Source organism: Pseudomonas sp. A014 (assembly GCF_052378495.1).
GTDB lineage: Bacteria > Pseudomonadota > Gammaproteobacteria > Pseudomonadales > Pseudomonadaceae > Aquipseudomonas > Aquipseudomonas machongensis.
Genome location: NZ_CP199001.1, coordinates 2,480,248 through 2,493,093, shown reverse-complemented (window position 1 = coordinate 2,493,093; position 12,846 = coordinate 2,480,248). Strand labels below are relative to the sequence as shown.

The 12,846-nt window shown below is 63.6% G+C and carries 14 protein-coding genes; 9 read left to right on the top strand and 5 right to left on the bottom strand.

Annotated features, from left to right (window positions below; translation table 11 throughout):
- Nucleotides 1-5: 5 nt before the first annotated feature.
- From ACTYOL_RS11335 to ACTYOL_RS11325, 3 genes are read right to left on the bottom strand one after another with little or no spacing between them, the layout of a single operon-like run.
- Nucleotides 6-311, bottom strand: coding sequence for a DUF6482 family protein (locus ACTYOL_RS11335; protein WP_063544632.1), 306 nt, complete (start codon nucleotides 309-311; stop codon nucleotides 6-8).
- Nucleotides 308-844 (bottom strand): DUF3833 domain-containing protein, encoded by a 537-nt coding sequence (locus ACTYOL_RS11330; RefSeq protein WP_323454140.1) that lies wholly within the window; start codon nucleotides 842-844, stop codon nucleotides 308-310. The genes ACTYOL_RS11335 and ACTYOL_RS11330 overlap by 4 nt, the downstream gene beginning before the upstream one ends.
- Before the next feature lie 2 nt (nucleotides 845-846).
- A complete protein-coding gene (locus ACTYOL_RS11325) occupies nucleotides 847-1,383 on the bottom strand; it encodes a chalcone isomerase family protein (protein WP_153774700.1) in 537 nt (178 codons plus the stop codon).
- A gap of 224 nt (nucleotides 1,384-1,607) precedes the next feature.
- Here ACTYOL_RS11325 and ACTYOL_RS11320 point away from each other — a divergent pair, with 224 nt between their 5' ends.
- From ACTYOL_RS11320 to ACTYOL_RS11280, 9 genes are all read left to right on the top strand, one after another.
- Nucleotides 1,608-1,835, top strand: a complete 228-nt coding sequence (locus ACTYOL_RS11320; RefSeq protein WP_054894638.1) for a hypothetical protein — start codon at nucleotides 1,608-1,610, stop codon at nucleotides 1,833-1,835.
- Nucleotides 1,836-1,911: 76 nt separating this feature from the next.
- Complete coding sequence (locus tag ACTYOL_RS11315) at nucleotides 1,912-6,039, top strand: CheR family methyltransferase (protein WP_444757940.1); 4,128 nt, start codon at nucleotides 1,912-1,914, stop codon at nucleotides 6,037-6,039.
- 224 nt (nucleotides 6,040-6,263) lie between these two features.
- Nucleotides 6,264-6,407 (top strand): hypothetical protein, encoded by a 144-nt coding sequence (locus ACTYOL_RS11310; RefSeq protein ID WP_444757939.1) that lies wholly within the window; start codon nucleotides 6,264-6,266, stop codon nucleotides 6,405-6,407.
- Between the two features lie 74 nt (nucleotides 6,408-6,481).
- A complete protein-coding gene (locus tag ACTYOL_RS11305) occupies nucleotides 6,482-7,426 on the top strand; it encodes a DUF72 domain-containing protein (RefSeq protein WP_444757938.1) in 945 nt (314 codons plus the stop codon).
- Nucleotides 7,423-8,196: an endonuclease/exonuclease/phosphatase family protein gene (locus ACTYOL_RS11300; RefSeq protein ID WP_444757937.1), complete on the top strand. Its 774-nt coding sequence runs from the start codon at nucleotides 7,423-7,425 to the stop codon at nucleotides 8,194-8,196. The genes ACTYOL_RS11305 and ACTYOL_RS11300 overlap by 4 nt, the downstream gene beginning before the upstream one ends.
- Nucleotides 8,193-9,395 (top strand): cardiolipin synthase ClsB, encoded by a 1,203-nt coding sequence (gene clsB, locus ACTYOL_RS11295; RefSeq protein ID WP_197889566.1) that lies wholly within the window; start codon nucleotides 8,193-8,195, stop codon nucleotides 9,393-9,395. The genes ACTYOL_RS11300 and clsB overlap by 4 nt, the downstream gene beginning before the upstream one ends.
- Nucleotides 9,395-10,354, top strand: coding sequence for a lysylphosphatidylglycerol synthase domain-containing protein (locus tag ACTYOL_RS11290; RefSeq protein WP_444757936.1), 960 nt, complete (start codon nucleotides 9,395-9,397; stop codon nucleotides 10,352-10,354). Before clsB ends, ACTYOL_RS11290 begins: the two co-directional genes overlap by 1 nt.
- A gap of 27 nt (nucleotides 10,355-10,381) precedes the next feature.
- Nucleotides 10,382-10,810 (top strand): hypothetical protein, encoded by a 429-nt coding sequence (locus tag ACTYOL_RS11285; RefSeq protein WP_197889565.1) that lies wholly within the window; start codon nucleotides 10,382-10,384, stop codon nucleotides 10,808-10,810.
- A gap of 17 nt (nucleotides 10,811-10,827) precedes the next feature.
- Complete coding sequence (locus tag ACTYOL_RS11280) at nucleotides 10,828-11,205, top strand: Rho termination factor N-terminal domain-containing protein (RefSeq protein WP_444757935.1); 378 nt, start codon at nucleotides 10,828-10,830, stop codon at nucleotides 11,203-11,205.
- 857 nt (nucleotides 11,206-12,062) lie between these two features.
- Here ACTYOL_RS11280 and ACTYOL_RS11275 read toward each other — a convergent pair.
- Nucleotides 12,063-12,293, bottom strand: a complete 231-nt coding sequence (locus tag ACTYOL_RS11275) for a metallothionein (protein WP_081255230.1) — start codon at nucleotides 12,291-12,293, stop codon at nucleotides 12,063-12,065.
- Nucleotides 12,293-12,754, bottom strand: coding sequence for a phosphotransferase system, HPr-related protein (locus ACTYOL_RS11270; RefSeq protein ID WP_444757934.1), 462 nt, complete (start codon nucleotides 12,752-12,754; stop codon nucleotides 12,293-12,295). Before ACTYOL_RS11270 ends, ACTYOL_RS11275 begins: the two co-directional genes overlap by 1 nt.
- Between the last annotated feature and the right edge of the window lie 92 nt (nucleotides 12,755-12,846).

Genomic DNA, 12,846 nt, shown 5'->3' with positions numbered 1-12,846 from the left:
TTCGCCTACCACTGGCTGGCCAGCGTTATCGGGACGCGCAGTGGTTCGATGGGGCCGTCACGTTGCCCGCACATCTCATCATGTACCACGTGCTGCACCAGCGTGCAGGGCACGGCTGGCAGGCCCGTCAGCAACTGGCGTAGTTCTGTGGTGGAGCGCACGCGCAGAGGCTGCCCGTGGGCATCGTTCAGAGTCACGGGGCCAGCGTCGGTCAAGGCACGCAGGAGGTAGAAGCCGCCCTCCAGCGACAGCAGTTCCAGCGCCTTCGCTTCGCCGGTCGAGACCCATTGAAACAGCGTGACCAGGTTCACGGCGTACCCTCCGGGAGGCGGCGGAAGAACAGGGTGATCTGGCCGATTTCCACGCCCAGCTTGCTCATACTCGAGCGATTGATCAGCGTGTCGTCATCCATCAGGTACATCCAGTCGTCCAGGTCCACTTGCCAGTTACGCCCGTCGACAGGCAGGTCAAGCTGATAACGCCAGCGCAACGCGTTACCCGCCACTTCCCCCCTGGCCTCGCCAATCACGTCCCCCGCCGTTCCGCGCCAGCGGCCAGGGCCGTCGGGCACCAACCGCCAGGTGCGTTCCTGACGGGTGCCATCGCTGTAGAGAAAATGTTCTTCGAGGATCAGATGCTCACCTTCACGACGGCTATCGATGCGCACATGAAAGCGCTTGACCACCTCACCGGAGCGCTTCTGGAACATCCCCCAGGCCTGTACCGGCCGCGAGAAGAACGCCACCAGGTCGAGCTTCGGCTGCTCCTGGGCATAGCGTTCGACCCCGACATTGCCACAGCTGCCCAGCAGCAGACACAACGCCAGCAACAGTGCTTTGTACATGTTCAGCGTCCTCGTTCACTGTCAGTCAGCCCAAGCAGGCGCTGACGCAGTTGTGGGTCCCTGGCACGTGGATCGAGCCAGATGGCAAAGAATGCCCGGGCAAAGGCCGGGTCGGTGATTTCGCGGCTCAATTCACCCTCGACGTAAAAGCGGCACCCCTGCCCCGGCAGGTACAAGCCTGTAATTCGCATCCCGGGGCGCACGTCCACGAATGCCGCTTCGAGCGCCTGGGTCCAAGCCGAGCGTTGCTGTGGCGCAATGCCGCCAGCGTTGAGACGATGCATTTCCTCGAGGCTGGCCTGTACCAGCGTGTCCTTGGACAACGACCGGTGATAGAGAAGCTCGAGGGCGAACGGCTGATTCCAGTCCAGCGCCGGCCCCAGCGTCCATAACTGGGCGGTGTAAAGACGCAGGCCGAACCAAGTGAACTCACCCGCACCCAACCGCTGCGCTCCGGGCAACTGCGAGCGCCAGTCCGCCGTCGCCGAAAACGCAACGATCAGCAGGCAAAGGCACGTCCAACGAGCACGGTGAACCATATTGACCTCGAGCGCGGCCCAATACTGTACAAAGATAGCACGATGTACAGATATTCCATCTTCATGTACAGATTTTCCATTCGCTTCCAGGCCACGGGCACAGTCGGTGGTCGCAGCTGAAATCAAAAAGAGCTGCCCGTTGAGCCATCCGGTCAAAACGTTCGCACTTATTTGCCTGCGCGCTAGTCATAGGTCTGAATACCACCTCGCCTACCGGAGCTCCCATGCCCACGACCCGCGCCTGCCAACAGCTCGCTCTGGAGCAGAATCGCCGGCTGTTCGCCAGCGCCTATGAACTCGACCACGCAGCCTTTGCCCTGCTCGAAGGCGTCGGGCTCGACGCCTTTGACTTCGACCATTACCAAAGGCTGCGGCGCAAGGCAGCCGAGCGTTATCAGGAGGCCATCGAGCATCTGGCCCTCCTCGAGGGCAACCGCTCATCGCCAAAGTGAGCGCCAACCTATAATCTGCGCCCAGTGCCCGGCGATTCGCACCAGGCCATTTCCCAGTCCGTACAAGGCTGATGCCATGAAGTCGTCCAGCAAAACGTCCCTCGCCTCGCCGCACAACTCGGCGCTCAGCCCCAGCCACCTGGATTTCCCCGTGGTCGGCATCGGCGCCTCAGCCGGCGGCTTGGAGGCGATCCGTCGTTTCTTCCAGCACGCCCCGGACGACTCCGGCATGGCCTTCGTCGTCGTTCTTCACCTCTCCCCGGACCACCAGAGCCAGGCCGACCGGATCATCCAGGCTGTCACCCGCATGCCGGTACGCCAGGTCAGCGAGCCGGTGCCGATCGAACGCAACCATGTCTACGTGATCTCGCCGGCCAATCGCCTGTCCACCAACGACGGCTACCTGCGGGTAACCCCGGCCAAGCGCAGCCGCGGCGATCATGTGGCCATCGACCTGTTCTTTCGCGATCTGGCCGACGTGCACAAGGACCATGCGTTCTGCGTCGTGCTCTCGGGAACCGGTAGCGACGGCGCCGTAGGCCTGACACGCATCAAGGAGCAAGGTGGCGTGACCCTGGTGCAGGCGCCCGATGATGCCGAGCACCCCGACATGCCCCGTGCGGCGCTGGCCACCGGCATGGTCGACCTGCTGCTGCCGGTGGCTGAAATGCCTGGGCGCCTGGTCGAGTTGTGGCGCACGGCGCGCCAGGTGAAACTGCCGGAAATCGAAGACGACAGCCTGCCGCCGCCACTGGGAGAGCGTGAAGGCGACCCGGCGGCAAGTGACCCGTTGCTGGATGAGATCCTGCTGACGCTGCAAGGCGATACCGGACACGATTTCAGCCATTACAAGCGCGCCACCGTACTGCGCCGTCTGGAACGCCGCCTGCATGTCACCGGCCAGACAGAGCTGGCCGGCTACCTCGACTTCCTGCAACGCCATCCGGAGGAGTCGCGGGCACTGCTGGCCGACATGCTGATCGGAGTGACCAATTTCTTCCGCGACCGCGAAGCGTTCGAAGCGTTGCAGCGCCATGTCATGCCCGGCCTGGTCAACAAGGATGCCAGCGAAGAGTCCGCGCACGAGGTACGCCTCTGGTCAGCGGGCTGCTCCACCGGCGAGGAGGCCTACAGCCTGGCGATGTTGGTGACCGAACAGTTGGCGGTGGAACAGCGCAGTGCCCAGGTGCAGGTATTCGCCACCGACCTCGACGAACGCGCCATCGCTATCGGTCGCGCCGGCCGGTATCCAGACGCCATCGCCACCGACGTGTCGGCGGCGCGCCTGCGCCAGTTCTTCATCAAGGAAGAACAGCACTTGCGGGTACGCAAGGAAATCAGGGAAAAGGTCCTGTTCGCCCGTCACAACCTGCTATCCGACCCGCCGTTCTCCCAGCTTGACCTGATCGTCTGCCGCAACCTGCTGATCTACCTGGACCGCGAGGTGCAGCGCGATATCCTGCGTCTGTTCCATTTCGCCCTGCGTCCAGGCGGCCATCTGTTCCTCGGTAGCTCCGAATCGACTGACCTTGCGGCCGACCTGTTCGTCGCCGTGGACAAACGCAACCGTATCTTCCGCGCCCGAGAAGTGCCGACCACCAGCCATCCGCCGCGCCTGCAGGCTCCGGAGCCTGCGCTCACGCCACCGGCCCGCGCGCGTAGCACTCGCCGATTGTCCTACGCCGAGATCCACCACCGCGCACTCGCCCGCTGCACGCCGCCCAGCCTGGTGGTCGATAGCGAGGGCAATATCCTGCACATGAGTGAAGGTGTCGGGCGCTTCCTGCGCCATGCGGGTGGCGAGCTCAGCCACAACCTGCTCAGCCTGATCATCGCGCCTTTGCGGCCGGCCCTGCGCAGTACCATGCTGCAAGCGCAAGGCAGCGGCCAGGCGGTGACCTCGCGCAGTGTCGCGGTCAACCTCGACGAACAGCCCACTACCGTGCAAATCCTGATCCAGCCGCACCAGGATGACCCCAGTGGTACCGATTGCCTGCTGGTGGTGTTCCAGACAATCGAAGTCGATAGCAGCGCCAGCACCAACGCAGCCGCCGAGCAGACCGAAGGCATGGTGCTGAGCAACCTGGAGCGCGAACTGCACCGCACGCGGCTGCAACTGCAGGAAACCATCGAGCAATCGGAGTTTTCCAGCCAGGAGTTGACCGCCTCCAACGAGGAAATGCAGGCGATCAACGAGGAACTGCGCTCGGCCAGCGAGGAACTGGAAACCAGCAAGGAGGAGCTGCAGTCGATCAACGAAGAGCTGCTGACGGTCAACTACGAGCTCAAGACCAAGGTCGAGGAGACCGACAAGGTCAACGACTACCTGAGCAACCTGATCGCCTCGACCGACATCGCCACGGTCTTCGTCGACCGTAACCTGTGCATCCGCTGGTTCACCCCACGGGCCACCGACATTTTCAGCATGCTGCCGGTGGACACCGGGCGCTCGCTACTCGATATCACCCATCGTCTCGACTACCCCGGCCTGGCCGACGACGCCCGTGCGGTGGTCGAGCGCGAGACCACCATCGAACGCGAGGTCGTCGGCCACAACCAGCACTGGTACCTGGCCCGCTTGCTGCCCTACCGGGCCAGCGAGCGCAACGTCGATGGCACCGTGCTGACCTTCATCGACATCAGCCAGAGCCGCGCCGCGGAAGAACGCTTGCGCCAGGGCGAGGAACGCATGCGCCTGGTGGCCGAAAGCACCCATGACTTCGCCATCATCCTGCTTGACGAGCAAGGTCTGATCACCGACTGGAACACCGGCGCCGCGCTGATTTTCGGTTATGGCAAGGACGAGGTCCTCGGCCAGCACTATCAGCTGATCTTCACCGAACAGGATCAGGCCAGCGGTGTGCCGGAACACGAGCTGCGCAGCGCCCGCCTCCATGGCCGCGGCCAGGACGAGCGCTGGCACGTGCGCAAGGATGGCAGTCGCTTCTATTGCAGCGGCGAGGTCTCCCGCCTCAAGGGCAGCAGCCTGCGCGGCTACGTGAAGATCGCCCGCGACCTCACCGGCCACAAGCGCCTGCACGACGAGCAGAGCAAGCAACTGGCCGAGTCGCAGAGCAGCAGCCACATGAAGGACGAGTTCTTCGCCGTCATGTCCCACGAGCTCAAGCATCCGCTGAACCTGATCCAACTCAACGCCGAGATCCTGCGTCGCTCGCCGGCGGTGAAGTCTGCCAGCGCCGCCAGCAAGGCTGTCGGGATCATCTGTGACGCAGTATCCAGTCAGGCGCGGATCATCGACGACCTGCTCGACGTCGCCCGCATCCGCACCGGCAAGCTCAAGCTCAAGACCCAGTTGATCGACCTGTGCGCAGTGCTACAGGGCATCCATGCGGTCGTGCTCAACGAGCAGCATCCTTGCACCGTGCGCCTGGCGTTGCCGGCCGATGGCGCGCCGGTCTACGTCGAAGCCGATGGCACGCGGCTCGAACAGATCATCTGGAATCTGCTGAACAACGCCTTGAAATTCAGCCCCGCAGGCAGCGAGATTCGCGTGGCGCTCGCCAGGCGAGACACACGAGCCCATCTGGAAGTGATCGACCAGGGCGTGGGCCTGACCGCGGATAGCCTCGAGAGCGTTTTCGACCTGTTCACCCAGGCTGCCCCGCAGTCGTCCGGCAACCACCGCGACGGGCTGGGCATCGGCCTGTCGCTGGTGCGCCAGTTGGTCGAGGCCCATGGCGGGACGGTGGCGGCCTATTCTCCGGGGCTTGGTTGCGGTAGCACCTTCACGGTCTCCCTGCCATTGTCCGCCCCCGTGCACCAGGCCCCGCCAGATGCGCCCGAGCAGGCCAGCGACGGCCGTCTGGACGGTATCAAGGTGCTGCTGGTAGACGACTCGAAGGAAATCCTTGAGGTCATGCAGCAGTTGCTGGAAATGGAAGGTGCGAACGTCGAGGCCTACAGCGACCCGCAAGCAGCGCTCGAGGCCGCCGCCGACGGACGCTACGAGATCATCCTGTCCGATATCGGCATGCCGATAATGGACGGCCATGCCCTGATCAAGGCGCTACGGGGCCTGGAGCACCTGCGCTACACACCGGCCATTGCCCTGACCGGCTACGGCGCCAGCGCCGACCAGTACCGCTCACGCCAGTCGGGCTTCGACCGCCACCTGAACAAGCCGGTGGGCTATGACGAACTGGTCGAGGCCATAGAGACACTGTGCGGTTCGGTGCCCTATTGAACGGGCTCAGCACCGCTGAAGGTCACTCCCTGCACTGCTGTTGTTCACCCGCTAAATGTTTGTCCCGCGGTCCTTCAGACAACTGGTCTGGGAATCCGAGAATCCTTGCAATGCGACGACTCGCGCCCTGGTCACAACTGAACACAGGCCTTCCTGTGTTCGACCAGAGGTACACCCTCATGGCTGACAATAGCAACTGACCTACTTGCCCCAGGAGACCGACCATGAGCAACCCCCATCATCCAGATCCTTATGTCGATGAAATCCCACACGATCCCGGCGAGAAGATACCCGCGCCCGACCCGCAACAAGAGGCACCCGACTGGCCGGAAGGCCAGGTACCTCCAGAAGAGCAATCCGACGGCTGAAGGCCCGGCGCTTTCCAGGTAGCGCCACTCGTCAATCCTGCTGAACCCTCTCGATCCGCCACGGGTCGCTACTGATGAGTACATCAATCCAGGGGGCTGTGGTGAGCGAGATCCGCATTGGCATTTCCGGTTGGCGCTATGGCCCATGGCGCAAGGACTTCTACCCCAAGGGGCTGCGTCAGGACGACGAACTGGCGTTCGCCTCGCGGGCAGTCAACAGTATCGAGATCAATGGCTCGTTCTACGCGCTGCAGACCCCTGAACGCTACGAGCGCTGGCGTGACGATACGCCCGAAGATTTCGTGTTTTCGGTCAAGGCGCCGCGCTATATCACCCATGTGCGCAGGCTTCGCGAGATCGACGAAGCGCTGGCCAACTTCTTCGCCTCGGGCCCCTTGCTGTTGGGTGACAAGCTTGGGCCTTTTCTCTGGCAGTTTCCCCCAAACCTGAAATTCGACGTGCAGCGCTTCAGCGACTTTCTGGCCAAGCTTCCACATGACCGCTCGGCTGCCCGCCGCCTTGCCCGCGACGCCGCCGAGCGCCTGCAAGGCAGCGGTGGGACTGCCATCAAGGGCAACGCACGCCTGCGCCACGCCGTGGAAATTCGCCATCCCAGCTTCCTTTGCGACACCTTCATCAACCTGTTGCGCAAACACAAGGTCGCCTTGGTGGTCGCCGACAGCGCGGGCAAATGGCCCTATGTCGAGGAGGTCACGGCCGACTTCATGTACCTGCGCCTGCATGGCGATGTCGAGCTCTACAGCAGCGGCTATACCGCCACCGCGCTGCGCCGCTGGCGCATGCGCATCCAGGCCTGGGCTGCAGGCGGCCAGCCGGAGGATGCCCAGCGCGTCGTGCGCCGCGCGCCGGCCAAGCGCGCCTCCCGTGACGTGTACTGCTACTTCGACAACGACCAGAAAGTGCATGCCCCTTACGATGCCCGCCGCCTGCTGGGCAAGCTCGGCCTTGACGGCGAGCTGGTGACCGAGCCCGGCGTCGAACCGCAGGAGCTGCTATGAACGGAACCTTGCCTGCCCCCCGCTGCATCATCGACAAGGTGACCGCCGTGCACCGCCTGACGGTGCTGACCCTCAACGTGCACAAGGGTTTTACCCTGTTCAACCGCCGTTTCATCCTGCCGGAGTTGCGCGAGGCGGTACGCGCTACCGGCGCCGATCTGGTGTTCCTGCAGGAGGTGCACGGCAGCCATCAGCAGCATGCCGAGCGCCACCCGACCTGGCCGACAGCACCTCAATACGAATTCCTCGCCGACAGCATGTGGCCGCAGTTCGCCTACGGACGCAACGCGGTCTATCCCCATGGCGACCATGGCAATGCCCTGCTGTCCAAGTTTCCGATCCGAGTCCACGACAACCTTGACGTCACGATCCACGGCAACGAAGAGCGCGGCCTGCTGCATTGCCAGCTCGAAGTGCCAGGTCACGAGCAGGTGCACGCGATCTGCGTGCACCTGGGGCTGCGCGAGGAGCACCGCCAGCAGCAGGTCGACCTGCTGCTGGCCTTGCTCGACAGCCTGCCGTCGGACGAGCCGGTCATCGTCGCAGGCGATTTCAACGACTGGCGCCTGAAAGCGGATGTGCGGCTCTCGGGGCATCTGGTCGAAGCCTTCGGCAAGCCGGCGCGCAGCTTTCCCGCGCGCTTGCCGCTGCTGCGCCTGGACCGCATCTACCTGCGCAACGCACAAGCCAGCGACGCCCGGGTACTGTCCAGATACCCGTGGTCACACCTCTCCGACCATGCCCCGCTGGTGGCGCAGGTGACGCTATGAAGCTGCCCTGGAGCGAAGGCAATCACGTCCAGTTGCTGGTCAACGGCGAGCAGTACTATCCGCGCGTGCTCGAGGCCATGGCTCAGGCTCGCGAGGAAATACTCCTGGAGACCTTCATCATCTACGACGACAAGGTCGGCCAGGCCTTGCGCCAGGCCTTGATCGACGCCGCTCGGCGCGGGGTAAGGGTCGAAGTCGCCGTGGACGGTTACGGCACCGCCGACCTGCCCGACGAATTCATCGCCTCGATGACCGAGGCCGGGGTCCGTTTCCATTCGTTCGATCCGCAACCACGATTGGCCGGCATGCGCACCAACCTGTTCCGTCGCCTGCACCGCAAGATCCTGGTGATCGACGGACAACGCGCGTTCATCGGCGGTATCAACTACAGCGCCGACCACCTCGGAGACTTCGGCCCACAGGCCAAGCAGGACTACGCCGTGGAGGTCGTCGGCCCGGTAGTGGGCCAGGTGCATGCGTCCTCCTGCCGAATGCTCGCCCCCGTGCTGGATGCCGCCAGCCGAGTCCAGCCGAACAACATCGCCGCAGGCCCGGCCAGCGCCGTGCTGGTGGAGCGCGACAACCGGCGCCACCGCACCGATATCGAGGTCTGTTATCTGCAGGCCCTGCGCGAAGCCAGGCAACGTATCGTCGTGGCCAACGCCTACTTCTTCCCCGGCTACCGCCTGCTGCGCGAACTGCGCAACGCCGCTCGGCGCGGGGTCGAGGTGACCCTGATCCTTCAGGGGCAACCGGACATGCGCTGGGTCCGCGCACTCTCCCGGCTGCTCTACAACTACCTGTTGCGCGACGAGGTGCGCATCTACGAATACTGCCAGCGCCCGCTGCACGGCAAGGTAGCGTTGGTGGACGACGAGTGGACCACGGTGGGCTCGAGCAACCTCGACCCACTAAGCCTGTCGTTCAACCTCGAAGCCAACCTGCTGATCCGCGACCGGGCGTTCAACGCTGTGCTCTACCAACACTTGAGCGAACTGACCCGCGAACACTGCAAGGCCGTGACGCTCGAGCGCATGGTGCGCGGTTACTGGTGGCGTGCCCCCTTGATCTTCCTGTGCTTCCATATCACCCGCTATTTCCCGCGGATCGCCGGCTGGTTCCCGGCACACCGGCAACGCCTGCAGTCGCTGCAAAGCGAAAGCGAGGCTCCGGTCGACTACCAAGAGGGCAAGACTTGATGGCCACGCCACGCTGGAAGACCTGGGGCAAACGCCTGCTGACCGTGCTGTTCCTGGTATTGATCCCGGTGCTGCTGTTCACCCTGGCGCGCAACCTGGACTGGAACGAAGTCAGCCAGTCGCTGCGGGCCTACCGGCACTCGACGTTGATCCTGGGGTTGCTGCTGGCCCTGTGCAGCTACCTGGTGTTCGCCAGCTACGACCTGCTCGCCCGCGCCTATACCGGCCACCGCCTGCCGGCCCGCCAGGTGCTGCCGGTGGCATTCGTCTGCTATGCGTTCAACCTCAACTTCACCACCTGGGTCGGTGGCGTGGCCCTGCGCTATCGGCTGTACGGCAGGCTGGGCCTGGATACCCCGACCATCACCCGCATCCTCACCCTGGGCCTGTTGACCAACTGGATGGGCTACCTGCTGTTGGCCGGCACCGTATTCGCCTTGGGCCTGGTCAAGCTGCCGGAGAACTGGACGGTAGGGGCCGGTGGCCTGCGGCTGATCGGCGTGTTGATGGTCGTGGTCGCGTTGGCCTACCTGTTCGCCTGCGCCTTCGCCAAGCGGCGCACGTGGGACCTGCGCGGGCATGAAGTCACCCTGCCGAGCCTGCGCCTGGCGTTGTGCCAGGTGGCCTTGGGTGCAAGCAACTGGGCGTTGATGGCGGCGTTGATCCATCTGCTGCTGCCACCGGAGCTGTTCTATCCCTCGGTACTGGGTGTGTTGCTGATCAGTTGCGTGGCGGGCGTGGTCGCCCATATTCCCGCCGGGCTTGGCGTGCTGGAGGCCGTGTTCCTGGCCCTGCTCCATGGCCAGCTCGGCCAGGGCACGCTGGTGGCCGCGTTGCTGGGTTATCGAACCTTGTACTACCTGATCCCGCTGCTGTTGGCGGTGGTCACCTACCTGATCCTCGAGAAACGCGCCAAGGCCTTGCGCCGGCAGGTCGAGCCAGCCCTCGACAAGCGCTGATGGGCCGTGGGGCCCGGGAGGTACATCATGCGGATCGTTCCATGTATTGCACTGCTGGCCACCCTGGCCAGCGGCCAGGCAATGGCCGAAGGCTGCGACGTAGCCACGCGCTCATCCAGCGAGGCGGTCAAACCGGTGCAGCAGCACACCTGCTACAGCTACGCCAACATGCCGGCCGAAGCGATTGCCTGGTCGTGCAGCAACGAAAGCAAGGAGATGCTCAACAGCCAGAAACGCCGGGTCGAGCGTTGCGCCGACGGCAGCGTCGGCAGCTGCATCGCACCGCTGACCCAGGAAACCCTGGCCAACCCCGATGCCGCGGGGCGCAACGAGCCTTCCACCCGCCCCACCGTGCCCAAGGACGCGCGGATCATCACCTACTACTACGACACCCCCAGCCTGGGCCAGGCGCGTAGCGATTGCGAGCGCAGCAACGGTGTCTGGCAGACCCACTGACGTAGAGGAGAACGACCATGCCACGTGGAGACAAAGACAAGTACACCGATAAACAGAAACGCAAGGCCGAGCATATCGAAGAGAGCTACGAGGCCAAGGGCGTGTCCAAGGACGAAGCCGAAGCCCGCGCCTGGGCCACGGTCAACAAGCAGTCCGGAGGCGGTGAGCGCAACGGCGGTTCGGGGCAACGGAAAAGCCCGACGGCCAAGGCCAAGGCACGGGAGTCCTCGGCCCGGCGTGCTGTCGCGACGAAGCATGGCGTGCCCCGTTCCGGACAACAGCTGGAGGACATGACCAAGGCCGAGTTGATGGACCGTGCGCGTAAACAGCACATCGCCGGTCGCTCGACCATGCGCAAGGGAGAGTTGATCGAGGCTTTGCGCAAAGTGGCTTGAGCCGCACTGGCGTCCTTACAGGGCAATCTCAGTGCTGTTGCTGATCAAGAATCCAGCGTCATACCCCACTAGCGACAGCTGCGTCAGCCCAGGCACCACCCGTACCTCCGCGACTTCAGGAGGCCGAGCGCAGGACTTGCGGAGGGAGGTGACGGGCATGGATGCCCGTCAAGCGCTGGGGCCCAGGATGGGCCCTGCAGCGCGGTCCTCCCGGGAGCAAGGCCGGAGTGAGGGAACCCGGAGCGAAGCGCAGGGCCGGATGAATGGAGCGCAGCGTTTTTTGGTTACTTTTTGTCGCGTCTGACAAAAAGTGACTCGCCGTAAGGGCGAAAAGGTGACTAAGCGTCACCCTGGCAAATGAATACACTCACAGGTGTAAAAACCAACCCCTCTAGCATTTGACTTTCAGAGCGTGTGTTTTGAAAGTTATAAGCACATGCATTTACGAGGTCGCGATTGGCGGCGCCTGATCCATCGCGCGCTTAGAAGCAAGATCAAGAGCATCCAGCCTCATACCCCACGAGCGACAGCTACGCCAGCCCAGGCACCACCCGTACCTCCGCGACTTCAGGAGGCCGAGCGCAGGACTTGCGGAGGGAGGTGACGGGCATGGATGCCCGTCAAGCGCTGGGGCCCAGGATGGGCCCTGCAGCGCGGTCCTCCCGGGAGCAAGGCCGGAGTAAGGGAACCCGGAGCGAAGCGCAGGGCCGGATGAATGGAGCGCAGCGTTTTTTGGTTACTTTTTGTCGCGTCTGACAAAAAGTGACTCGCCGTAAGGGCGAAAAGGTGACTAAGCATCACCCTCGCAAACGGATATGCTCACACCTGTAAAAACCCACCCCGCTCGCAAAGCGATCCTATGGCGAAATAGGATCACTCGCCGGAAACGTTTCATCCAGCGCATTATCGACCGAGCTATCCTTCGGCTGAGTCAGCTCACCACAATTACAGTCCGCCATACGACAAGGCTCCCCATTGCGATGCCCCGTAGCACAGGCCTCGCAGCAATAAGCCTTGCCATCCTGGACCACGGTATTGGCATCCACGGTGCAAGAACAGTGGTTGCAGGAACATCGTTGCTCGTTCATCAGGGTTCTCTCCTGTCATCTTCAGAGCTCACCTCGTCGGTCCACGGCTCACCGTCCAACGGCGCCGAGCGAGCCAGCTCCGCCTCGTCCAGCCCGATGCCGCCTCCGATCTCATGAGCGTCCACATGCCGCAGGGTCTGGTCAGCAGGTTTGCTACCGCTGCCAGGCTCATCGGGGTCGCGAGCACCGGTTTCATCGAACAACGTGTCCGGGCTCAGGTCGTCCAGGGTGACGTTGTCCTCGTGCAGGCTGTCGCTCAAGGCCTCGCCACCGGTCATGCCGCTTTCGGCAACACGTCGGGGTGGATAGTCCTCGGCGATCTCGCGCGCCGGACGCTCGTCACCGACACGCCCTTGGCGTTCATCACGACGCTCACTGAAATCCAGCTCGTGGACGCTTCCCATGCGGTCCTCGGTGTCGTCGATCTCGACCTGCGGTCTTGGGTCATCAGGTATGGGCATGAGCGTTCTCCGTTTGTGGGCTTCACTCGGTCGACTCCGCGCACACACAAATGATTCAGAGTTTCTTGCCGCGCCCTACCCCGCGCTTTTTT